At 57.2% G+C, this 21,315-nt stretch carries 18 protein-coding genes; 6 read left to right on the top strand and 12 right to left on the bottom strand.

Going from position 1 to position 21,315, the window contains the following annotated elements:
* Nucleotides 1-113: 113 nt before the first annotated feature.
* On the top strand, nucleotides 114-2,507 hold the full coding sequence (gene malP, locus KGP22_RS20775; RefSeq protein ID WP_223580653.1) for a maltodextrin phosphorylase: 2,394 nt from the start codon (nucleotides 114-116) through the stop codon (nucleotides 2,505-2,507).
* A gap of 9 nt (nucleotides 2,508-2,516) precedes the next feature.
* Nucleotides 2,517-4,595 carry a 4-alpha-glucanotransferase gene (malQ, locus tag KGP22_RS20770; RefSeq protein ID WP_223580651.1) on the top strand — a complete coding sequence of 693 codons (2,079 nt, stop codon included), beginning with the start codon at nucleotides 2,517-2,519 and terminating at the stop codon, nucleotides 4,593-4,595.
* 87 nt (nucleotides 4,596-4,682) lie between these two features.
* Here malQ and gntT read toward each other — a convergent pair whose 3' ends face one another.
* The 3 genes from gntT to gntX form a co-directional block, all read right to left on the bottom strand.
* Entirely contained in the window at nucleotides 4,683-5,999 is a 1,317-nt protein-coding gene (gntT, locus tag KGP22_RS20765; protein ID WP_024907902.1) for a gluconate transporter, read from the bottom strand.
* Between the two features lie 381 nt (nucleotides 6,000-6,380).
* Nucleotides 6,381-6,956: a Fe-S biogenesis protein NfuA gene (gene nfuA, locus KGP22_RS20760; RefSeq protein ID WP_008503055.1), complete on the bottom strand. Its 576-nt coding sequence runs from the start codon at nucleotides 6,954-6,956 to the stop codon at nucleotides 6,381-6,383.
* A 61-nt stretch (nucleotides 6,957-7,017) separates the two neighbouring features.
* The gene (gntX, locus tag KGP22_RS20755; RefSeq protein ID WP_127732505.1) at nucleotides 7,018-7,701 is read right to left on the bottom strand and encodes a DNA utilization protein GntX; all 684 of its coding nucleotides are present in this window, start codon (nucleotides 7,699-7,701) and stop codon (nucleotides 7,018-7,020) included.
* Between the two features lie 36 nt (nucleotides 7,702-7,737).
* On the opposite strand from gntX, the gene bioH reads away from it, so the two are divergent.
* Both bioH and KGP22_RS20745 read left to right on the top strand, forming a co-directional pair.
* Nucleotides 7,738-8,511, top strand: coding sequence for a pimeloyl-ACP methyl ester esterase BioH (bioH, locus tag KGP22_RS20750; RefSeq protein WP_223580648.1), 774 nt, complete (start codon nucleotides 7,738-7,740; stop codon nucleotides 8,509-8,511).
* A gap of 111 nt (nucleotides 8,512-8,622) precedes the next feature.
* Nucleotides 8,623-8,892 (top strand): YdgH/BhsA/McbA-like domain containing protein, encoded by a 270-nt coding sequence (locus KGP22_RS20745; RefSeq protein WP_048976276.1) that lies wholly within the window; start codon nucleotides 8,623-8,625, stop codon nucleotides 8,890-8,892.
* Between the two features lie 33 nt (nucleotides 8,893-8,925).
* On the opposite strand, the gene feoC is transcribed toward KGP22_RS20745, so the two are convergent.
* From feoC to greB, 5 genes are all read right to left on the bottom strand, one after another.
* The gene (gene feoC / locus KGP22_RS20740; RefSeq protein WP_047743474.1) at nucleotides 8,926-9,162 is read right to left on the bottom strand and encodes a [Fe-S]-dependent transcriptional repressor FeoC; all 237 of its coding nucleotides are present in this window, start codon (nucleotides 9,160-9,162) and stop codon (nucleotides 8,926-8,928) included.
* A 12-nt stretch (nucleotides 9,163-9,174) separates the two neighbouring features.
* Nucleotides 9,175-11,493, bottom strand: a complete 2,319-nt coding sequence (gene feoB, locus KGP22_RS20735; RefSeq protein ID WP_149367153.1) for a Fe(2+) transporter permease subunit FeoB — start codon at nucleotides 11,491-11,493, stop codon at nucleotides 9,175-9,177.
* A 30-nt stretch (nucleotides 11,494-11,523) separates the two neighbouring features.
* Nucleotides 11,524-11,751, bottom strand: coding sequence for a ferrous iron transporter A (gene feoA, locus KGP22_RS20730; RefSeq protein WP_008503050.1), 228 nt, complete (start codon nucleotides 11,749-11,751; stop codon nucleotides 11,524-11,526).
* Nucleotides 11,752-12,087: 336 nt separating this feature from the next.
* Nucleotides 12,088-14,418 (bottom strand): Tex family protein, encoded by a 2,331-nt coding sequence (locus KGP22_RS20725; RefSeq protein WP_149367152.1) that lies wholly within the window; start codon nucleotides 14,416-14,418, stop codon nucleotides 12,088-12,090.
* 88 nt (nucleotides 14,419-14,506) lie between these two features.
* Nucleotides 14,507-14,980, bottom strand: a complete 474-nt coding sequence (gene greB / locus KGP22_RS20720) for a transcription elongation factor GreB (RefSeq protein ID WP_223580646.1) — start codon at nucleotides 14,978-14,980, stop codon at nucleotides 14,507-14,509.
* 232 nt (nucleotides 14,981-15,212) lie between these two features.
* Here greB and ompR point away from each other — a divergent pair, with 232 nt between their 5' ends.
* Together ompR and envZ are read left to right on the top strand one after the other, a co-directional pair.
* Nucleotides 15,213-15,932, top strand: coding sequence for a two-component system response regulator OmpR (gene ompR / locus KGP22_RS20715; protein WP_001157751.1), 720 nt, complete (start codon nucleotides 15,213-15,215; stop codon nucleotides 15,930-15,932).
* Nucleotides 15,929-17,275 (top strand): two-component system sensor histidine kinase EnvZ, encoded by a 1,347-nt coding sequence (gene envZ, locus KGP22_RS20710; protein WP_023309494.1) that lies wholly within the window; start codon nucleotides 15,929-15,931, stop codon nucleotides 17,273-17,275. Before ompR ends, envZ begins: the two co-directional genes overlap by 4 nt.
* Nucleotides 17,276-17,341: 66 nt before the next feature.
* Here the strand turns inward: envZ and pckA are convergent, their stop codons facing one another.
* The 4 genes from pckA to yrfG form a co-directional block, all read right to left on the bottom strand.
* Nucleotides 17,342-18,961: a phosphoenolpyruvate carboxykinase (ATP) gene (pckA, locus tag KGP22_RS20705; protein WP_023309493.1), complete on the bottom strand. Its 1,620-nt coding sequence runs from the start codon at nucleotides 18,959-18,961 to the stop codon at nucleotides 17,342-17,344.
* A gap of 360 nt (nucleotides 18,962-19,321) precedes the next feature.
* The gene (hslO, locus tag KGP22_RS20700) at nucleotides 19,322-20,206 is read right to left on the bottom strand and encodes an Hsp33 family molecular chaperone HslO (protein WP_161495995.1); all 885 of its coding nucleotides are present in this window, start codon (nucleotides 20,204-20,206) and stop codon (nucleotides 19,322-19,324) included.
* A 17-nt stretch (nucleotides 20,207-20,223) separates the two neighbouring features.
* Nucleotides 20,224-20,625 carry a ribosome-associated heat shock protein Hsp15 gene (hslR, locus tag KGP22_RS20695; protein ID WP_149367150.1) on the bottom strand — a complete coding sequence of 134 codons (402 nt, stop codon included), beginning with the start codon at nucleotides 20,623-20,625 and terminating at the stop codon, nucleotides 20,224-20,226.
* The gene (gene yrfG / locus KGP22_RS20690) at nucleotides 20,622-21,305 is read right to left on the bottom strand and encodes a GMP/IMP nucleotidase (protein ID WP_032641117.1); all 684 of its coding nucleotides are present in this window, start codon (nucleotides 21,303-21,305) and stop codon (nucleotides 20,622-20,624) included. Before yrfG ends, hslR begins: the two co-directional genes overlap by 4 nt.
* Nucleotides 21,306-21,315: the final 10 nt, after the last annotated feature.

Here is a 21,315-nt window from a genome sequence, read left to right as displayed (position 1 = left end):
CTCATCCCCGCTACTCCTCCCTGTCTAATCCCCCTCGGGAGGAGGAAGAGGGGAAATGAGCCAGGCACACTAGCGCCAACTTGTGTTTTCTTTCTAAAGGATGCCGATCCCCTATGTCACAGCCTACCTTCAACAAAGCTCAATTCCAGGCTGCCCTGACGCGTCAGTGGCAGCGTTTTGGCCTTCATGCTGCAAACGAAATGACGCCTCACCAGTGGTGGCAGGCAGTGAGCGGTGCGCTCGCAGAGCAGCTGGATGCTCAGCCCCTGGCAAAACCGGTAAAAGGCCAGCGCCATGTAAACTACATTTCAATGGAATTCCTGATTGGCCGTCTGACGGGCAACAACCTGTTGAACCTCGGCTGGTATCAGGAGGTCGGTGACGTTCTTAAAGAACACGACATTAACCTGACCGACCTGCTGGAAGAAGAGATTGACCCGGCGCTGGGCAACGGCGGCCTGGGACGCCTGGCGGCCTGCTTCCTGGACTCCATGGCGACCGTCGGCCAGTCGGCGATTGGCTATGGTCTGAACTATCAGTACGGCCTGTTCCGTCAGTCGTTTGCCGACGGGCATCAGATGGAAGCGCCGGACGACTGGCATCGCAATACCTATCCGTGGTTCCGCCACAACGCGCAGCTGGACGTACAGGTTGGCATTGGCGGGAAAGTGACAAAGCAGGGCCTCTGGGAACCGGCGTTCACCATCACCGGCGAAGCCTGGGATCTGCCGGTGCTTGGCTACCGTAACGGCGTGGCGCAGCCGCTGCGTCTGTGGCAGGCGAAGCACGCGCATCCGTTTAACCTGACCAAATTCAACGACGGCGATTTCCTGCGCGCCGAGCAGCAGGGCATCGACGCCGAGAAGCTGACCAAAGTCCTCTATCCGAACGACAACCACCTGGCCGGTAAAAAGCTTCGCCTGATGCAGCAGTACTTCCAGTGCGCCTGCTCCGTGGCGGACATTCTGCGTCGCCATCACCTGGCGGGCCGCAAGCTGGCGCAGCTGCCGGACTTTGAAGTGATTCAGCTCAACGACACGCACCCGACCATTGCCATCCCGGAGCTGCTGCGCGTGCTGATCGACGAGCACCAGCTGAGCTGGGATGACGCCTGGGCCATCACCAGCCGTACCTTTGCCTACACCAACCACACCCTGATGCCAGAAGCGCTTGAATGCTGGGATGAGAAGCTGGTGAAAACGCTGCTGCCGCGCCACATGCAGATCATCAACAAGATTAACGACCAGTTTAAACAGCTCGTGGATAAAACCTGGCCGGGCAACAAGGCGGTCTGGGCGAAGCTGGCGGTGGTTCATGATAAGCAGGTGCGCATGGCGAATATGTGCGTGGTCAGCGGCTTTGCGGTGAACGGCGTGGCGGCGCTGCACTCGGATCTGGTGGTCAAAGATCTCTTCCCGGAATACCACCAGCTGTGGCCAACCAAATTCCACAACGTGACCAACGGCATCACGCCGCGTCGCTGGATCAAGCAGTGCAACCCGCTGCTGGCCGACCTGCTGGATAAGACCCTGAAGAAAGAGTGGGCCAACGATCTGGACCAGCTCATCAACCTGGAAAAATACGCTGACGACGCGAAATTCCGCGAGCAGTACCGGGCGATCAAGCTGGAGAACAAGGTTCGCCTGGCGGAGTTTGTGAAAGTGCGTACCGGGATTGAGATCAACCCGAACGCCATATTCGATATCCAGATCAAACGTCTGCACGAGTACAAACGCCAGCATCTGAACCTGCTGCACATTCTGGCGCTGTACAAAGAGATCCGCGAGAACCCGCAGGCCGACCGCGTGCCGCGCGTGTTCCTGTTCGGTGCGAAAGCGGCGCCGGGCTACTACCTGGCGAAAAACATTATCCTCGCCATCAATAAAGTGGCGGCGGCGATCAACAGCGATCCGAAAGTGGGCGACAAGCTGAAGGTAGTGTTCCTGCCGGACTACTGCGTCTCGGCGGCGGAAATGCTGATCCCGGCGGCGGATATCTCGGAGCAGATCTCAACCGCAGGGAAAGAAGCCTCCGGTACCGGCAACATGAAGCTGGCGCTGAACGGCGCGCTGACCGTCGGCACGCTCGACGGGGCGAACGTCGAAATCGCCGAGAAGGTGGGCGAAGAGAACATCTTTATCTTCGGCCATACCGTGGAAGAGGTGAAAGCCATCAAGGCCAAAGGCTATGACCCGGTGAAATGGCGTAAGAAAGACAAAGTCCTCGATGCGGTGCTGAAGGAGCTGGAGAGCGGTAAATACAGCGACGGCGATAAGCACGCGTTTGACCAGATGCTGCACAGCATGGACAAACACGGCGGTGACCCGTATCTGGTAATGGCGGACTTCACGGCCTACGTTGAAGCGCAAAAGCAGGTCGACGTGCTGTATCGCGACCAGGAAGCGTGGACCCGCGCGTGCATCCTGAATACCGCCCGCTGCGGTATGTTCAGCTCTGACCGCTCAATCCGTGATTATCAGGCCCGTATCTGGCAGGCAAAACGCTAAGGAAGCGCGATGGAGAGTAAACGTCTGGACAGTGCCGCGCAGGCGGCGGGAATTAGCCTCAGTTACATCAATGCGCACGGCAAACCGCAGTCTATTGGTGCGGACACCAAAAGACGTTTGCTGGATGCCATGCACAAAACCGACGCGAAAGCGTCGGCTGCTCCGGTGCCGAACGTGAAGGTATTCACCGCAGGCAAAAAGATGCCGCTGGCGGTGGAGGGGCGCGGCGAGTTTAGCTGGCTTCTTACCACCGAAGAGGGGCATCAGCATAAAGGCCACGCCACCGGCGGCAAAACGTTAAACCTTCCGGCAAAGCTGCCGGAGGGGTATCACACCTTAACGCTCACCCAGGACGATCTGCGTTTCCACTGCCGGGTGATCGTCGCGCCAAAACGCTGCTACGAGCCGCAGGCGCTGCTTGAAGGCAAAAAGCTGTGGGGCGCCTGCGTGCAGCTCTACACTCTGCGTTCCGACAGCAACTGGGGCATCGGTGATTTTGGCGATCTGAAAAAGATGCTGGCATCCGTGGGCGAGCGCGGCGGCGCGTTTATCGGTCTCAACCCGATCCACGCGCTCTATCCGGCCAACCCGGAGAGCGCCAGCCCGTATAGTCCGTCGTCCCGTCGCTGGCTGAACGTTATTTATATCGACGTTAACGCCTTAGATGATTTCAAAAACAGCAAAGAGGCGCAGGCGTGGTGGAAACTCAGCACCACACAGCAGGCGCTGAAGCAGGCGCGCGAAGCCGACTGGGTGGACTATTCCACCGTCACGGCGCTGAAAATGGCCGCGCTGCGTCTGGCGTGGAAAGGCTTTTCGCAGCGCGATGACGAGCAGATGGCGGCGTTCCGCCAGTTCGTGACGCAGGAGGGCGAGAGCCTGTACTGGCAGGCGGCGTTCGATGCGCTGCACGCATATCAGGTAAAAGAGGACGAAATGCGCTGGGGCTGGCCGGTCTGGCCCGAAGCGTATCAGAGCGTCGACACGCCTGAAGTGAAAGCGTTCTGTAAAAAAAATGCCGATGAAGTGGACTTCTACCTGTGGCTGCAGTGGCTGGCTTACAGCCAGTTTGCCGCCTGCTGGCAGGTGAGCCAGGGCTATAAAATGCCGATTGGCCTGTACCGCGATCTGGCCGTGGGCGTGGCGGAAGGCGGCGCGGAGACCTGGTGTGACCGTGAGCTTTACTGTCTGAAAGCCTCTGTCGGCGCGCCGCCGGATATCCTTGGCCCGCTGGGCCAGAACTGGGGATTGCCGCCGATGGATCCGCACGTCATGGCGGAGCGCGCTTACGAGCCGTTTATCGACCTGCTGCGCGCTAACATGCAGAACTGCGGCGCGCTGCGTATTGACCACGTAATGTCCGTGCTGCGTCTGTGGTGGATCCCGTACGGTGAAACAGCCGATCACGGGGCGTACGTGCAGTATCCGGTTGACGATCTGCTGTCGATCCTGGCCCTGGAAAGCAAGCGCCATCAGTGCATGGTGATCGGTGAAGATCTCGGTACCGTGCCGGTGGAAATTGTCAGCAAGCTCCGCGACAGCGGCGTCTACTCCTATAAAGTGCTCTATTTTGAAAACGACCATGAGAAAACCTTCCGCGCGCCGCAAGCGTACCCTGAACAGTCAATGGCAGTCGCGACGACGCATGACCTTCCTACGCTTCGTGGCTATTGGGAAAGCGGCGATCTGACGCTCGGCAAAACGCTGGGCCTGTATCCTGATGAGGAGGTGTTACGCGGCCTGTATCAGGATCGCGAGCTTTCCAAACAGGGGCTACTGGATGCTCTGCACAAGCAGGGCTGTCTGCCGAAACGTGCGGGACATAAAGCGTCATTGATGTCGATGACCGCGACCCTCAATCGTGGTTTGCAGCGCTATATTGCCGACAGCAACAGCGCGCTGCTGGGGCTGCAGCCGGAAGACTGGATTGATATGGCGGAGCCGGTGAACATCCCAGGCACCAGCTATCAGTACAAGAACTGGCGTCGAAAGCTGTCCACCACGCTTGAGGCGATGTTTGCCGATGATGGGGTGAACAGGCTGATCAAGGATTTGGATAAGCGGCGAAAAGCTGCTGGTAAGAAGTAATAAAAAACCCGCCAGTGGCGGGTTTTTTATTATCAGGCAGTGCTCATGTAGGTCGGGTAAGGCGTAGCCGCCACCCGACTTAGGGCATCAGACCACCATGTTGAGCAGCAGCACCCCGACCAGACCGCACACCGAAATAATGGTTTCCAGCGCGGACCAGGACTTGATGGTTTCACCGATCGTCAGGTTGAAGTACTCCTTGAACAGCCAGAAGCCAGGGTCGTTAACGTGAGAGAAAATCACGCTACCGGAACCGACGGCGATAACCATCAGCTCAGGGCTTACGCCCGTGGTCGCAATCAGCGGGGCAACGATACCGCCTGCGGTGATCGCCGCAACGGTCGCTGAACCCAGCGCAATACGCAGAACCGCGGCAATAGACCAGGCCATCAGGAGCGGCGATACGTTGGTTTCATGCATCATGGCGGCGATGTATTTGTCCACGCCGCTGTCGACCAGAACCTGCTTGAATGCACCGCCACCGCCGATGATCAGGAGCATCATGGCAATGATTTTGATTGAAGAGGTCAGCGTGTCGTTGATCTGATCCATGGAGCGGCCACGGTTCAAACCGAAGGTGAACATCGCGATCAGCACGGCAATCAGCGTTGCCATCACCGGGTCACCCAGGAATTCCGCCACGGACAGGAACGCATGACCTTTAGGCAGGATCATCTCCGCCACGGCGCGCATCGCCATCAGGATCACCGGTACCAGGGAGGTCCAGACGCTGACGCCAAAGCCCGGCATCTCTTCTTCGGTGAAGGTTTTGGCGCTGTACAGACCTTCCGGAATCGGCTTATCAATGCCTTTCAGGAAGCGGGCATAAACCGGGCCGGCCAGAATCACCGTCGGGATCGCCAGAATCGTACCGAACAGCAGAGTTTTACCCATATCCGCGTGGAAGATGGTCGCGATAGCGGTTGGACCCGGGTGCGGCGGCAGGAAGCCGTGGGTCACGGACAGCGCCGCAGCCATTGGCACGCCGACATACAGCAGCGGGATGCTCGCGGCAGCCGCAATGGTGAACACCAGCGGCAGCATCAATACGAAGCCCACTTCATAGAACAGCGCGAAACCAACGGTAAAGCCGGTTAACACTACTGCCCACTGAATGTTCTTCTTACCGAATTTGTCGATAAGCGTGGTGGCAATACGCTGTGCGCCCCCGCAGTCCGCCAGCATTTTACCGAGCATGGCGCCGAAGCCCATGATCAATGCCAGGCTGCCGAGCGTGCCGCCGACACCGGCTTTAATCGAGCTGATAACTTTCACCAGCGGCATCCCTTGCATCAGACCGACTGCAAGTGCCACCAGAACCAGAGCGATAAATCCGTTCATTTTGAAACGGATCATCAAGAGCAGTAATAACACAACACCGATAGCAACGATGACTAATGGCATGATTTACCTGGCCTTTGAATTGTTATGGGTAACGTCATTGTTTCAACGACAAATTCCGATTGTCCCAACTGGGAACAGAGAAGTAACGGCACTAATACTGATGCCTTTTAAACGATTAAGTTTAGTCGGCTGTTATGGGTGTGCTTAGTGCCCATGAGAATGATACGGGTAACATGACGTGATTGAGAATCACCCTGGCAGGCAAAATGTGAATTATGAGACGCAGGTCAACATATAGAGGGAGAGGTAAACGCAAAACGGTAACCACGAGGTTACCGTTTTTAATGTTTCACCCTCGCACGAGGAAGAGGGCGTCAGACCGCACTGTTTCTGTAGGCCCAGTAAGCGCAGCGCCACCGGGCAATACAAATCGGCACTGAATTAGTAGTAGGAGTGCTCGCCGCGCTGGTGTTCGGTCAGGTCACGCACGCCTTTCAGTTCCGGGAACTCGTTCAGCAGCTGCTTCTCGATCCCTTCTTTCAGGGTGACATCGACCATTGAACAACCGTTACAACCGCCGCCAAACTGCAGGATGGCAAAACCTTCGTCGGTGATTTCCATCAGGGAAACACGGCCGCCGTGGCCCGCCAGCTGTGGGTTGATCTGGGATTGCAGCAGATACTCAACGCGCTCCATCAGAGGGGCATCGTCAGACACTTTACGCATTTTCGCGTTCGGCGCTTTCAGGGTCAGCTGAGAACCCAGCTGATCGGTGACGAAGTCGATCTCCGCATCTTCAAGATACGGTGCGCTCAGCTCATCAACATAGGCGGTGAGCTGTTCAAACTTAAGGGCAGTGTCAGTAGCTTCCACAGCGTCCGGAGGACAATAAGAAACACCACATTCTGCATTCGGCGTGCCTGGATTGATCACAAACACACGGATCTGCGTCCCTTCTTCCTGATTTGCCAGCAGTTTGGCAAAGTGCGCTTGTGCAGAATCGGAAATACGGATCATAGCTTTGGCCTAATAGTTGACTAAATTACCTGGGTATAATCATACGCCCATTGAAGAAGGGCTACAAGGTACGGCACAGACACCATACCTGAACCGACGCGGCGCCGCTTTGCAAAAGCAGTCGGGAAAGTTCAGCAACGGTACTGCCTGTGGTGACAACATCATCCACAATCGCGATATGGAGCCCGTCGACCGGCAATTCAAGGCGAAAGGCATTTTTGAGGTTTCTTTTGCGAAGCCGGGCGCTGAGCTGATGCTGGATGGCGGTGGCATGAACACGTGTCAGCGCGCGGGCATCATACCGACAGCCGAGCCACCGTGCGAGGGGACGGCAGAGCAGGTCACTCTGGTTATAGCCGCGCCGCCAGTGACGACGCCGGTATAGGGGGACACTCACCACCATGTCGATTTTTGGCAGAGCCCGCTGACGTCGCGCCTGCAAAACCGCCAGCAACAGCAGGCGAGCAAGGGGCTGTGCCAGCGAGCTCTGCCCGGAAAACTTCAGCGCGTGGATCAGCCTGTTCAGCGGCGGAACATAATCATCCACCGCCACCATCGCGCTCCACGGCGGGGACTTTTTCAGGCAACGGCCACAGGGCAAAGCGGGATTCGTGGCCGGTAAACCACATTGTGGGCAGATCCCGATACGCCATTGCAGCGATCGCGTACAGACGGAGCAGATGCCCCACCCGCCTAGTGCCAGCGGCATTCGGCATAGCCAGCACAACCCAGGTACTGTTAGCATGTGCAACCTCCATGTGAAAAAAGAGAACAGTAACTGATGAAGACGCTGTGGTGGCAGACCGTCGGGACAGGAAATTGCCATCTTGTGCTGCTGCACGGATGGGGACTGAATGCTGAAGTATGGCGTTGCGTAAGCGAGGAACTCGCCTCGCATTTCACGCTGCATCTGGTGGATTTGCCGGGGTATGGCCGCAGCCGCGGTTTTGGGGCCATGTCGCTTGATGAGATGGCGGAGCAGGTTCTGAACGCTGCTCCGCAAAATGCCATCTGGCTGGGCTGGAGCCTGGGCGGGCTGGTGGCGAGCCAGATTGCGCTGTCGAGACCTGACCGCGTAAAAGCGCTGGTGACGGTGGCGTCGTCGCCCTGTTTTAGCGCGCGGGACGCGTGGCCCGGTATCAAGCCAGAGGTGCTGGCGGGGTTCCAGCAGCAGCTGAGCGACGATTTCCAGCGGACAGTAGAGCGGTTCCTCGCGCTGCAGACGATGGGTACTGAAACCGCGCGTCAGGATGCCCGTACGCTGAAGCAGACCGTGCTGTCGCTGCCGATGCCGGAGGTTGAGGTGCTAAACGGCGGACTGGAACTCCTGAAAACGGTTGACCTGCGCGAGCCGCTGGCCGCCCTGACGATGCCGCACCTGCGTATCTATGGCTACCTCGACGGAATTGTGCCGCGCAAAGTGGTTCCGCTGCTGGATTCGCTTTGGCCGGACAGCGAATCGCAGATCGTTGCCAAAGCTGCACATGCCCCGTTTATCTCTCATCCGACGGAATTTTGTTCAGCGCTGATTGCGTTAAGTCAACGTTTCGACTGATTATTTTCTATCCTGCCTGGAAAAAGTAACACACCGCAACCATACTCCAGATGTCGTTGCGGTTGTTCTGCCTACGATAATCAAAACAACAATCCTATGGAGAGTCAGGCTATGAAACTTGTTACAGGTATTGTCACTTCTCTGGTTATTGGGTCACTGTCATTTGGCGTCTTTGCGGCAAAAGAGCTGGAAAAAGATAAAGTTGCCAGCATGAATCTGACGAAAATTGGTGAAATTTCTACGTCTGACACCACCGCGCCGATGGATGCTCGCAGAGAGCTCTCGAAGAAAGCGGATGAGCTGGGCGGAACGTACTACGTCGTCACCAGCGCAGAAAAACAGACCAAAAACGTACGCGCAACGGCGGACGTCTACAAGTAATACGACAAAGCCAGGCAGCAATGCCTGGCTTTATTAACGCAGTGCCCACCACTCCCTGAGGCAGGCCTTTCCTTCCGGACAGCTTTTACAACTGCCGGAGAGACAGCCTTCCGCGTCTTCCTGAATCCGCACGGCTTTCCCCATGGCTTCCAGTCTTTCCAGCATGGCATCGATCATCGGCTGCGGCGTATGCAGGCTGAGGCTCAGCTGTTTCGCCTCCATTCGCCCCTGCAGAGCAAGCAGGTCACGAACCTGAATCAACGATGCCATGCGGTGTACTCCTTAGTGACAGTCGCCCGCCGGGCTGCTGCAGCAGGTCGCGGCGGTTTTACGGTTTGCCAGCAGGTCGATGTCGACGCGGCTGCGCGCCCGCCGCAGCAGACCGAGCACGACCACGTTAAACAGCACAACCGCAAGAATGCAGACCAGGCTGTAGCGCGGATGCTGGTTGAAGTTAACGGTTTGATAAAACAGCGTCGCCAGCGAGTAAGCGATATTCAGCCCCCACAGGATGGAGAAGCCCATCCAGCCGCGGCTGGACTCGCGAGCAATCGCCCCCATCACGGAGATGCACGGAATGTAGAGCAGAACAAAAATGAGGTAGCTGTAGGCCGCAGACGCGCTGCCAAATTTCTCGCTCATCACCCCCATGGCACCCGTCGCCATTTCGCCGTCGCCTTTACTCGCTTCAATCGGGTTCGCCAGCACGCTCAGGCTGAAGGTGTCCTTCAGGCTCTGCCAGGTTTCCTCTACGGCACCCAGCAGTTCATCACCGAGATGAAACTCAGCCGGATTAAATTCCTGCTCCTGAATGTTCTCGGCGGTGTAGAGCGTGTTCAGGGTACCGACAACCACCTCTTTTGCCATTGCGCCGGTAAACAGGCCGACGGTTGCCTGCCAGTTATCCTCATGCACGCCAATCGGTTTGAAGACCGGCGTGATGACGCGGCTGACGGAGGCGAGGGCAGAGTCATTAATGTTATCCGCCGCCTGTCCGCTGAGGGTGAAGCTGTTCAGCGCGCTCAGGAAAATACTGACGATGACAATCACCTTACCGGCGCGCAGGACGAAGCCTTTCAGGCGCTGCCAGGTCTGGATCGCCAGGCTTTTCAGATGGGGGACGTGGTACACCGGCAGCTCCATCACGAACGGTGACGCTTCACCGCGCATGATGGTGTGCTTCAGCATTAAACCGGTCAGGATCGCCATCACGATGCCCAGCACGTAGAGCGAGAAGACCGCCAGCGCGCCCTGCTGGCCAAAGAAGGCTGCCGCAAAGACCGCAAAGATCGCCAGTCGGGCACCGCAGGACATAAACGGCGCCATCATAATGGTCATCAGACGTTCACGCGGCGCATCCAGGGTGCGTGCGCCCATCACCGACGGCACGTTACAGCCGAAGCCGACGATCAGCGGGACGAAGGATTTACCCGGCAGGCCCAGCGCCTGCATCAGACGGTCCATCACGAACGCCGCGCGCGCCATGTAGCCGGAATCTTCCAGAAACGAGAGGAACAGGTACATCATACCGATCTGCGGCACCAGCGGCAGAACGGTATTGATACCGCCGCCGATCCCCTGCGCGAGGAAGATGGTGAGCCATTCCGGGAAGTGCAGGGTGTAACCTACCCACTGGATCCCGTGGACGAAGACCGCGACGGAACCGGCGTCAAAAATCGGCTGCAGTGCGCCACCGATGTTAATGGCAAGCAGGAACATCACGTACATCACCAGCAGAAAGATCGGCAAACCCAGGAAGCGGTTAAGCACGACCTTATCCACCGCCGCCGTAAAGCGGCTGGGTTCCGCCGTCAGCGCGTTACTCACCACGTCGCAAATCGAGGCGATGGCCTGGTAACGGGCATCGGCTATGTGCAGCGCCGGGTCGTCCAGCTCGTCGCTAAGACGAGCCATCGTCGCGTCCAGCTTCTCTGCTGCATGCCCGGCGTAAGCGCGGCTGTAGATATCCCCTTCCAGCATCTGCAGGCCAAGCCACAGGCGCTGTTTTGCTGGCATACCGGTGTCCATCTCCTGCGCCAGCACGTTGGCTTCACGCAGGAGGGGCTTCGCGTAATGCACCAGCTCAACGTCGCGATTTCCCGCGTGACGGTCAATGGCCAGCTTCAGCGCATCAATACCGCGAGCCCGCGTCGAAACCAGCGGAACTACCGGGCATCCCAGGCGCGCGGAGAGGGCATCGACGTCGATGCGCAGCTTTTGTTTCTCTGCGATGTCGAGCATGTTGAGCGCCACGATGCAGGGGATACCCAGCTCCAGCAGCTGCAGCGTCAGATAGAGGTTACGCTCGAGGTTTGAGGCATCGACCACGTTGATCAGCAGATCCGCGTCGCCGCCAAGAATATAGTGACAGGCGATTTGCTCATCGAGCGAGGTTTGTGACGAAATGGTGGTTAAGGAATAGGTGCCGGGAAGGTCAACCAGCGTCACCTGGTTGTCTGTCGTCGTGAACTGGCCCTCTTTACGCTCAACCGTCACGCCCGCCCAGTTGCCTACGCGCTGGCGTGCCCCGGTCAGCTGGTTAAAAAGCGTGGTCTTGCCGGAATTAGGATTGCCAATTAAGCCAATAGTTAACTTTTTCATTTTTTTAGACTCACTGAAACCGCTGGCTTGTTATCGGGATAAGGCTTCGACTTCTATTAATGCGAGGTCTTTCTTACGCAGGACCAGATTCACGCGGCGGGTTTCGATATGAACCGGGTCCCCTAGCGGCGCCACGCGCACGACCTGAAATGACGAGCCGGGCAGCATGCCAAGCGACAGCAGCTTTTGCCGATAGGCTGGGCTAATTTCGCGTGTAAAACCGGTAATCTTCCATGCACTGTCTGGAGTGAATTGCATAACGCCTGATTCCACGAAAGGTTAAATTATCTACTATGGGATGATAATGAGAATAGTTTTTATCAGCAATATTAAAACTGTGACGGAATGTTGTTTGCGGTATTAATTTACGGCCTGTTTGACCTTGCTCAATATTTGCTGAATTGCCTGGAAAACGAAAAGGGGAGTATTTGTTAACGGGGTGATAATTAGTGGTTTAAATATGGCTATGCAATCGGTTTCATATATTTCGATATGAATTTATTCCCCCACCCATGAGGACGAGGGGAAAAGACCGCACCGTGCGATCCCCTCTCCCCTTTGGGGAGAGGGTTAGGGTGAGGGGCATTTACAACCTTAGCGTTTTTTACCCATCGCTGCCGCCAGCGCATCCATCATCGCGCTGTTGCCTGCAGGCTGAGCATCACGTCCGCGCGGTTTTGCCGCTTTCGCGGCGGGACGCTGCGGTTCGCGGCCCCCGCCGTTGCCGCCGCGGCGCGCGTTGGTGTCGCCCGGCTGCTCGTCCAGACGCATGGTCAGCGCGATACGCTTGCGCTGCAGATCCACTTCCAGCACTTTGACCTTCACGATGTCGCCCGCTTTAACCACGGTGTGCGGGTCTTCAACAAACTTGTCGGCAAGGGATGAGATATGCACCAGACCATCCTGATGCACGCCGATATCCACAAATGCGCCAAAGTTGGTCACGTTGGTCACCGCGCCTTCCAGCACCATGCCCGGCAGCAGGTCGTTCATGGTCTCGATACCGTCAGCAAAGGTCGCCGTTTTGAACTCAGGACGCGGATCGCGGCCCGGCTTTTCCAGCTCTTTGATAATATCGGTGACGGTTGGCACACCAAATTTGTCGTCAGTGAAATCAACGGCTTTCAGGTTGCGCAGGGCGCTGCTGTCGCCCATGAGATCTTTCAGCGCCTGCTGGGTGGCGGCCAGGATGCGTTCCACCACAGGGTACGCTTCCGGGTGAACGGTGGAGGCATCCAGCGGGTTATCGCCGTGGTTGATGCGCAGGAAGCCCGCACACTGCTCAAATGCTTTTGGACCCAGACGGCTCACCTTCAGCAGCTGCTGACGGTTCTGGAACTGACCGTTCTCATCACGCCAGGCGACGATGTTCTGCGCCATCATGCGGGTTAAGCCCGCCACGCGGGTCAGCAGGGGAACGGAGGCGGTATTCAGATCAACACCGACGGCGTTTACGCAGTCTTCCACCACCGCATCCAGCTTGCGCGCCAGCTGAGTCTGGCTCACGTCATGCTGATACTGGCCCACGCCGATGGATTTCGGATCGATCTTCACCAGCTCCGCCAGCGGATCCTGCAGGCGGCGAGCGATAGAAACTGCCCCGCGCAGGGAAACGTCCAGGTCCGGGAATTCCTGGGCCGCCAGCTCGGACGCGGAATAGACGGATGCCCCGGCCTCGCTGACGATCACTTTCTGTGCCGTCACTTTCGGGAACTGCTTCTGCACGTCGAGGTAGAAACGCTCGGTTTCACGAGAGGCCGTACCGTTGCCGATGGCAACCAGCTCGACGTTGTATTTTTCGCACAGCGCCGCCACCACGACGGCCGCTTTCGCTGCCTGGCCGGTGTGCGGATAAATGGTATCGGTCGCCACCAGCTTGCCGGTGCCGTCAACCACAGCGACCTTCACGCCGGTACGCAGACCCGGGTCGAGACCCATGGTCGCGCGCAGGCCGGCAGGGGCGGCCATCAGCAGGTCGTGCAGGTTACGGGCGAAGACGTTAATCGCTTCATCTTCGGCGCGTTCGCGCACGGTGCCCATCAGCTCGGTTTCGAGGTGCATCAGCACCTTGATGCGCCAGGTCCAGCTTACTACGCCTTTACGCCAGCTGTCCGCCGGGGCGTTGTTCAGACGCAGGCCGAGATGGTCGATAATGATCTGCTCGCAGTGGCTCTCTTTCGGCGGCTCGTCAAACTGCGGGTCGGCGTTCAGGGAGAGCTGGAGCACGCCTTCGTTGCGGCCGCGGAACATTGCCAGCGCGCGGTGGGAAGGGGTAGTAGAAATCGGTTCGTGGTGATCGAAATAGTCGCGGAATTTCGCGCCTTCTTCCTCTTTACCCGCGACGACGGTAGAGACGATGTGGGCATTCTTCCACAGGTAATCACGCACTTTAGCGAGCAGCGCGGCGTCTTCGGCGAAGCGCTCCATCAGAATGTAGCGTGCGCCGTCGAGGGCGGCCTTGGTGTCCGCCACGCCTTTGTCAGCGTCGATAAATTTCGCCGCTTCGGTTTCCGGATCGTGCGACGGCTCGTTCCACAGCAGGTCGGCCAGCGGCTCAAGGCCCGCTTCAATCGCAATCTGCCCGCGCGTGCGGCGCTTCGGTTTGTACGGCAGATAGAGATCTTCTAATTCGGTTTTGCTCAGGGTGCCGTTAATGGCGCTTTCCAGATCGCTGGTCAGTTTGCCCTGTTCGCCGATGGATTTGAGGATCGCCTGACGACGTTCTTCCAGTTCGCGCAGATAACCGAGACGGGTCTCCAGGTTACGCAGCTGCGTGTCATCCAGACCGCCGGTGACTTCCTTACGATAGCGTGCAATAAACGGCACGGTGTTCCCTTCATCAAGCAGGCGAACGGCAGCTTCTACCTGTTCGGCTCTGGCCTGAATATCACCCGCAATAATGCGGCAGAGCGAATCATTCATCATGGCTTTATCATCTGTTGAGTCGAAAAAATCAGGGGATAGTTATACGGGCTGACACGGCAAAATGCCAGCCGGGGAGGGCGCTCTCGGACTATTTTACGTAGACGATCTCATTGACGTACCAGCTGGCTTCACCAACTGGAGTCTGAACGATGGCCAGATCGCCCACTTCCTTTTTCAGCAGCGCGCGGGCCATCGGGGAGTCGATGGAGATGTAATCCTTACGACCAAAAATTTCATCGTAGCCGACAATGCGAAAACGCAGGGTGTCACCATCGTCGTTTTCAATTTCCACCCACGCGCCGAAGAACACTTTGCCCTCCTGCTGCGGAGAGTAATCGACAATTTTAAGATTCTCGAGGCACTTCGTCAGATAGCGAACCCGGCGGTCAATTTCGCGTAGCCGCTTTTTGTTGTACTGGTAGTCAGCGTTTTCGCTGCGATCGCCCAGGCTTGCCGCCCAGGTCACCTTTTTGGTTACTTCAGGACGCTCTTCGCGCCAGAGGTAATCCATCTCTTTTTTGAGCTTTTCGTACCCTTCGCGGGTGATCAGGGGCGTTTTCATGGTAAAGCCTTTGCTGCCTGCCGGTTAACTGTCTTGCGCACAATACGTACCACACAGTGTAACAGACAGGATTAATAATGATTTATGTGATGAAATGAGCAGATAAGCTGCTGTTAAATATGCTTTGTAACAATTTCGACTAGAATTTATACCAGAATTAACTGGTCGAATACGTGCACTTTTTTAGAATACGCTGTTACAAAGACTATCCGAACCTTTGGGAGTACACACAATGCAAGAGAACTACAAAATTCTGGTCGTGGATGACGACATGCGCCTGCGTGCGCTGCTGGAACGTTATCTGACCGAGCAGGGCTTCCAGGTTCGTAGCGTCGCGAACGCTGAGCAGATGGACCGTCTGCTGACCCGTGAATCTTTCCACCTGATGGTTCTCGACCTGATGCTGCCTGGCGAAGACGGGCTTTCTATTTGCCGCCGTCTGCGCAGCCAGAGCAACCCGATGCCGATTATCATGGTGACGGCGAAGGGCGAGGAAGTTGACCGTATCGTGGGCCTCGAAATCGGCGCGGACGACTACATTCCAAAACCGTTTAACCCGCGTGAACTGCTGGCACGTATTCGCGCCGTGCTGCGCCGTCAGGCGAACGAGCTGCCGGGCGCGCCGTCGCAGGAAGAAGCCGTTATTGCCTTCGGCAAGTTCAAGCTGAACCTCGGCACGCGCGAAATGTTCCGTGAAGACGAGCCGATGCCGCTCACCAGCGGCGAGTTTGCGGTCCTGAAAGCGCTGGTCAGCCACCCGCGTGAACCGCTTTCCCGTGACAAGCTGATGAACCTGGCGCGCGGTCGCGAATACTCCGCAATGGAACGCTCTATCGACGTGCAGATCTCCCGTCTGCGCCGCATGGTGGAAGAAGATCCGGCGCATCCTCGTTATATTCAGACCGTATGGGGTCTGGGCTACGTGTTTGTCCCGGACGGCTCTAAAGCATGAGGCGAATGCGCTTCTCGCCGCGAAGCTCGTTTGCCCGCACCCTGTTACTGATCGTCACCCTGCTGTTCGTCAGCCTGGTGACGACCTACCTGGTGGTGTTGAACTTTGCGATCCTGCCGAGCCTCCAGCAGTTTAATAAGGTCCTTGCCTACGAAGTCCGTATGCTGATGACCGATAAACTGCAGCTGGAGGACGGCACGCAGCTCGTCGTTCCCCCGGCGTTTCGCCGTGAAATCTATCGTGAACTGGGCATTTCGCTCTATTCCAACGAAGCGGCGGAAGACGCTGGCCTGCGCTGGGCGCAGCACTACGAATTCCTCAGCCAGCAGATGGCGCAGCAGCTGGGCGGTCCAACGGAAGTGCGCGTTGAGGTCAACAAAAGCTCGCCCGTCGTCTGGCTGAAAACCTGGCTGTCACCCAATATTTGGGTTCGCGTTCCGCTGACCGAAATCCATCAGGGCGATTTCTCGCCGCTGTTCCGCTATACCCTGGCGATTATGCTGCTGGCGATAGGCGGCGCGTGGCTATTTATCCGTATACAGAACCGACCGCTGGTCGACCTGGAGCACGCTGCGCTGCAGGTCGGTAAAGGGATTATTCCTCCTCCGCTGCGCGAGTATGGCGCCTCGGAAGTCCGTTCAGTGACGCGTGCCTTTAACCATATGGCGGCAGGCGTGAAGCAGCTGGCGGATGACCGTACGCTGCTGATGGCGGGCGTCAGCCACGACCTGCGCACGCCGCTAACGCGTATTCGTCTGGCGACGGAGATGATGGGAGAAGAGGACGGTTACCTTGCCGAGTCCATCAATAAGGACATTGAAGAGTGTAACGCCATCATTGAGCAGTTCATCGACTACCTGCGCACCGGGCAGGAGATGCCAATGGAGATGGCGGATCTGAACGCGGTGCTGGGAGAAGTGGTGGCGGCGGAAAGCGGCTATGAGCGCGAGATTGATACCGACCTTCAGGCCGGTGAAATTCAGGTTCGTATGCACCCGCTCTCCATTAAACGTGCGGTCGCCAACATGGTGGTCAACGCGGCGCGCTACGGCAACGGCTGGATTAAGGTCAGCAGCGGGTCTGAGCTCAACCGCGCCTGGTTCCAGGTGGAAGACGACGGTCCGGGCATCAAGCCCGAGCAGCGTAAGCATCTGTTCCAGCCGTTTGTGCGCGGCGACAGCGCGCGCAGCACCAGCGGTACGGGCTTAGGCCTGGCGATAGTGCAGCGTATTATTGATAACCACAACGGACTGCTGGAGATTGGCACCAGCGAGCGGGGTGGGTTGAGCATTCGCGCCTGGCTGCCGGTACCGGTGACGCGGGGACAGGTGAAAGAGAGTTGAAAAAAGGGTGGCACGAGCCACCCTTTTTTACAGGTCGGGTAAGGCGAAGCCGCCACCCGACATGGACTACAGTTTTGGACCCGCGCTCACCAGCGCAGCACCCGCCGGGGTATCGGTATACTTCTCGAAGTTCTCGATAAACAGCTTCGCCAGCGATTCCGCCTTCTCACGCCACTGCTCCGGAGAACCGTACGTATTGCGCGGGTCGAGGATATGCGTATCTACACCCGGCAGCGACGTTGGGATCGCCAGGTCAAACATCGGCAGCGTGAAGGTTTCGGCGTCGTCCAGAGAACCATCCAGAATGGCGTCGATAATCGCGCGGGTATCTTTGATAGAGATACGTTTGCCGGTACCGTTCCAGCCGGTGTTCACCAGGTATGCCTGCGCGCCGGATGCCTGCATGCGTTTCACCAGCACTTCAGCGTACTGCGTCGGGTGCAGCGACAGGAAGGCCGCGCCGAAGCAAGCGGAGAAGGTTGGGGTTGGCTCCGTCACGCCGCGCTCGGTACCCGCCAGCTTGGCGGTAAAACCGGAGAGGAAGTGGTACTGCGTCTGGCTGGCGGTCAGGCGAGACACCGGAGGCAGCACGCCGAACGCATCCGCCGTCAGGAAAATGACCTTCGTGGCATGACCCGCTTTTGACACCGGCTTCACGATATTGTCGATGTGGTAGATCGGGTAAGAGACGCGGGTGTTTTCCGTTTTCGACGCATCGTCGAAGTCGATGGAGCCGTCGGCACGCACGGTGACGTTTTCCAGCAGCGCATCGCGACGGATAGCGTGGAAGATATCCGGCTCGGCCTCTTCAGACAGGCGAATAGTCTTCGCGTAGCAGCCGCCTTCAAAGTTGAATACGCCGTCGTCATCCCAGCCGTGTTCGTCATCGCCAATCAGGCGACGTTTAGGATCGGTGGACAGGGTGGTTTTCCCGGTGCCGGACAGGCCGAAGAAGACCGCCACGTCGCCTTTTTCACCGACGTTAGCCGAGCAGTGCATGGAGGCGATGCCCCGCAGCGGCAGCAGGTAGTTCATGACCGAGAACATCCCTTTCTTCATTTCGCCGCCGTACCAGGTACCGCCGATCAGCTGGATACGCTCGGTCAGGTTGAAGGCCACAAAGTTTTCGGAGTTCAGACCCTGCTCTTTCCACTGTGGGTTGGTGCATTTCGCACCGTTCATCACGATGAAATCAGGGGTGAAGTCCTGCAGCTCTTCGTCGGTTGGACGAATAAACATGTTTTTCACGAAATGCGCCTGCCAGGCCACTTCGGTGATGAAACGCACGGAGAGACGGGTATCGGCGTTAGCGCCGCAGAAAGCGTCGACAATGAACAGACGCTTGCCGGAAAGTTGATGGGTGACGAGCCCTTTCAGGTGCTGCCAGGTTTCCGGGGAGAGCGGTTTGTTGTCGTTCTTCCCTTTGCCCTTGTCAGCCCACCACAGCGTATCGCGGGTGGTTTCGTCTCGGACGATATACTTATCTTTCGGCGAACGACCGGTAAAAATACCGGTATCGACGGCGATAGCACCAAGATTCGTCAACACACCACGCTCGTATCCTTCCAGTGCTGGATTGAGCTCTTCCTGATACAGCGTATCGTAGTCGGGGTTGTAGACGATTTCCTGGACGTCGTGAATACCATAAGCCTTGAGATCTTGCGGGGTTAAACCAGTAACACGCATATCACTGCTCCTTAGCCAATATGTACTGCCTGAAATTGTAGGGTTTTTCTGAGGTTGTTTACCGCGACGGGGCTCATAGATTCACGCATCTGGACAAAACCCTTACTAACGGAAAACGCTGCGACTCCAGTCACGGCGCAGGCGGATTATCGCAGGAATCGCTTTTTGGGTGGGGAAAATGTTCCGAAAAGGTTAAAGGCTGGTGATTTTATCGGAAAGAATGTGAATGTAATCGCATACACGTAAGAAAATTACGTAAGAGTTACATTAGGAAAACGATTCAGCTTGGGTGGAGTTTTTTACCCCTCAACCCAGCCCTCACCCCAAAGGGGTGAGGGTTAGGGTGAGGGGAAAAGAGGTTTAGTGAACCTGCGGATCCGCCGGGGAGGCGTTATTGCGGATCTCAGCGATATCCATCGAATTGAATACATAGTGCGTACCGCAGTAGTCACAGTGCATATCAATTTCGCCGTCTTCCGCCATGATGCTGTCGATCTCTTCATCCGGCAGGGTTTTCAGTGCGCCAGCGCAACGCTCGCGGGAGCACGTGCACTTGAACTCCACGGACTGCGGGTCGTAGACGGTCACTTCTTCTTCGTGGTACAGACGCCACAGCACGTCGGTCGCCGACAGGTTGAACAGCTCTTCCGCTTTGATGGTTTCGGTCAGCGTCGCCAGGTGCTCAAAATCATTGGTCTGAGCGTCCTGGGCAGGCAGAACCTGCAACAGCATACCGCCCGCAGCAGGCTGGCCGTCCACTTCACCGGTGCGGATGAACAGACGCGTCGGCAGCTGCTCAGAACGCATGAAGTAATCTTCCAGGCAGGCTGCCAGGGTATCGCCTTCCAGACCGACCACGCCCTGATAGCGCTCACCTTCCTCTGGGGAGATGGTGATCACCAGGTAGCCATTACCTACCAGCGTTTTGAGGTCAGCATTTTCAGGCACATCGCCCTGAACGCGCGCCACGCCGCGCATCTGCTGCTGGTTATTGCCGTTGATGACCGCCAGCGTCATCGGGCCGTCGCCCTGCAGCTGCACGGTGATATCCCCGGCAAACTTCAGCGTTGCGGTAAGCAGGCTGGTGGCAACCAGCAGTTCGCCCAACAGGGTCTTCACCGGCAGCGGGTAATTGTGGTTTTCCAGAATCTGTTTCCAGGTTTCGGATACGGTGACCAGCTCGCCGCGCACGGCGAATTGTTCAAACAGATAGCGGTGTAATTGGTCGTGTTGGGCCATTTTCATCTCTCGTGCGGGTGAGGTTAATCAGTCTCACCGTGTTTAAATTTCATCAGGTCGCGGCGCTCTTTTTTGTCCGGCCGCCGGTCCGGGTGAGGCATCGTCAGCGCGTTCATTTTGCGCGCCAGCGCGGTCTTCTCGCGCTTTTCAATGCTTTCCGCCGTCTCTTCATAAAGCATTACGGCTTCCGCTGCGGGTCGACGTTGTTCGGTAACGGCTTTAACCACCACCGTACGTTCATCGTTGCCCTGACGCAGCGTTAAGGTGGCATTCAGCTCAACCGTCTTGCTCGGTTTGCTGCGCTGGCCGTTGTAATGCACTTTTCCGCCGTCAACCATCTCGCGGGCAAGGGCGCGCGTTTTATAAAAACGCGCTGCCCACAGCCATTTATCCAGTCTTACCCCGTCTGAGGGTTTTTCTTTCATGGCGTCTCCTTCACGGTCAGTGAGGGGATCATCTGGCGATAGTCGTTCAGTCCCGGGTGGCGCAGATAGCTTTTTTCAGCCAGGCCAGAGTCAGGATTGGTGACGCCCAGACAGTAGCGAATGCCAAACCTTGCGGCAGAATCCAGAATGGGCTCGCTGTCATCAATGAACAACGTACGTTCCGGCTGCAAACCCGTCTCTTCCTTAACCGCATGCCACAACCGCTGATCCTCTTTCGGATAACCAAATGTGTGGGTGGAAAGTAATAAATCAAGGTGCGACGCCAGACCCGTATGTTCCAGCTTCACCGCCAGATTATGTGGATGAGCGTTGGTCAGCAAGATACGGCGCTTGCCGCTTGCTTTCAGCGCATCCAGAAAGGGCACAGTATCTTCGCGCAGAACGGCGCGCGGGCCCTGGGCGGTAGTCATGGCACAAATATCCAGACCGAGGCGCTCGCTCCAGTAGTCAAGACAGTACCAGTTTAGCGTATGTTGCACGGCGCTATATTGCGAACGAATGAATGCCTGCGCTTCTGCCGGGGAGATCCCCTGCTGCTCGCCATAGGTTTCTGGAACCAGCGTTTGCCAGAAATAGTTATCAAAGGCGAGATCGAGCAGCGTGCCGTCCATATCCAGCAGAACGGTATCAACCTCCTGCCAGGCGATATCAAGATGCATTAGGGGAACT

Source organism: Enterobacter sp. JBIWA005, from assembly GCF_019968805.1.
Lineage (GTDB): Bacteria > Pseudomonadota > Gammaproteobacteria > Enterobacterales > Enterobacteriaceae > Enterobacter > Enterobacter vonholyi.
The sequence above is the reverse complement of the archived record's forward strand: the minus strand, read 5'-3'. Positions and strand labels throughout refer to the sequence as shown.

What these genes read in the sequence shown, in the direction of transcription:
- malP (WP_223580653.1), top strand. Translation starts at nt 114, where the DNA reads ATGTCACAGCCTACCTTCAACAAAGCTCAATTCCAGGCTGCCCTGACG.
- malQ (WP_223580651.1), top strand. Translation starts at nt 2,517, where the DNA reads ATGGAGAGTAAACGTCTGGACAGTGCCGCGCAGGCGGCGGGAATTAGC.
- gntT (WP_024907902.1), bottom strand. Translation starts at nt 5,999, where the DNA reads ATGCCATTAGTCATCGTTGCTATCGGTGTTGTGTTATTACTGCTCTTG.
- nfuA (WP_008503055.1), bottom strand. Translation starts at nt 6,956, where the DNA reads ATGATCCGTATTTCCGATTCTGCACAAGCGCACTTTGCCAAACTGCTG.
- gntX (WP_127732505.1), bottom strand. Translation starts at nt 7,701, where the DNA reads ATGCTAACAGTACCTGGGTTGTGCTGGCTATGCCGAATGCCGCTGGCA.
- bioH (WP_223580648.1), top strand. Translation starts at nt 7,738, where the DNA reads ATGAAGACGCTGTGGTGGCAGACCGTCGGGACAGGAAATTGCCATCTT.
- KGP22_RS20745 (WP_048976276.1), top strand. Translation starts at nt 8,623, where the DNA reads ATGAAACTTGTTACAGGTATTGTCACTTCTCTGGTTATTGGGTCACTG.
- feoC (WP_047743474.1), bottom strand. Translation starts at nt 9,162, where the DNA reads ATGGCATCGTTGATTCAGGTTCGTGACCTGCTTGCTCTGCAGGGGCGA.
- feoB (WP_149367153.1), bottom strand. Translation starts at nt 11,493, where the DNA reads ATGAAAAAGTTAACTATTGGCTTAATTGGCAATCCTAATTCCGGCAAG.
- feoA (WP_008503050.1), bottom strand. Translation starts at nt 11,751, where the DNA reads ATGCAATTCACTCCAGACAGTGCATGGAAGATTACCGGTTTTACACGC.
- KGP22_RS20725 (WP_149367152.1), bottom strand. Translation starts at nt 14,418, where the DNA reads ATGATGAATGATTCGCTCTGCCGCATTATTGCGGGTGATATTCAGGCC.
- greB (WP_223580646.1), bottom strand. Translation starts at nt 14,980, where the DNA reads ATGAAAACGCCCCTGATCACCCGCGAAGGGTACGAAAAGCTCAAAAAA.
- ompR (WP_001157751.1), top strand. Translation starts at nt 15,213, where the DNA reads ATGCAAGAGAACTACAAAATTCTGGTCGTGGATGACGACATGCGCCTG.
- envZ (WP_023309494.1), top strand. Translation starts at nt 15,929, where the DNA reads ATGAGGCGAATGCGCTTCTCGCCGCGAAGCTCGTTTGCCCGCACCCTG.
- pckA (WP_023309493.1), bottom strand. Translation starts at nt 18,961, where the DNA reads ATGCGTGTTACTGGTTTAACCCCGCAAGATCTCAAGGCTTATGGTATT.
- hslO (WP_161495995.1), bottom strand. Translation starts at nt 20,206, where the DNA reads ATGAAAATGGCCCAACACGACCAATTACACCGCTATCTGTTTGAACAA.
- hslR (WP_149367150.1), bottom strand. Translation starts at nt 20,625, where the DNA reads ATGAAAGAAAAACCCTCAGACGGGGTAAGACTGGATAAATGGCTGTGG.
- yrfG (WP_032641117.1), bottom strand. Translation starts at nt 21,305, where the DNA reads ATGCATCTTGATATCGCCTGGCAGGAGGTTGATACCGTTCTGCTGGAT.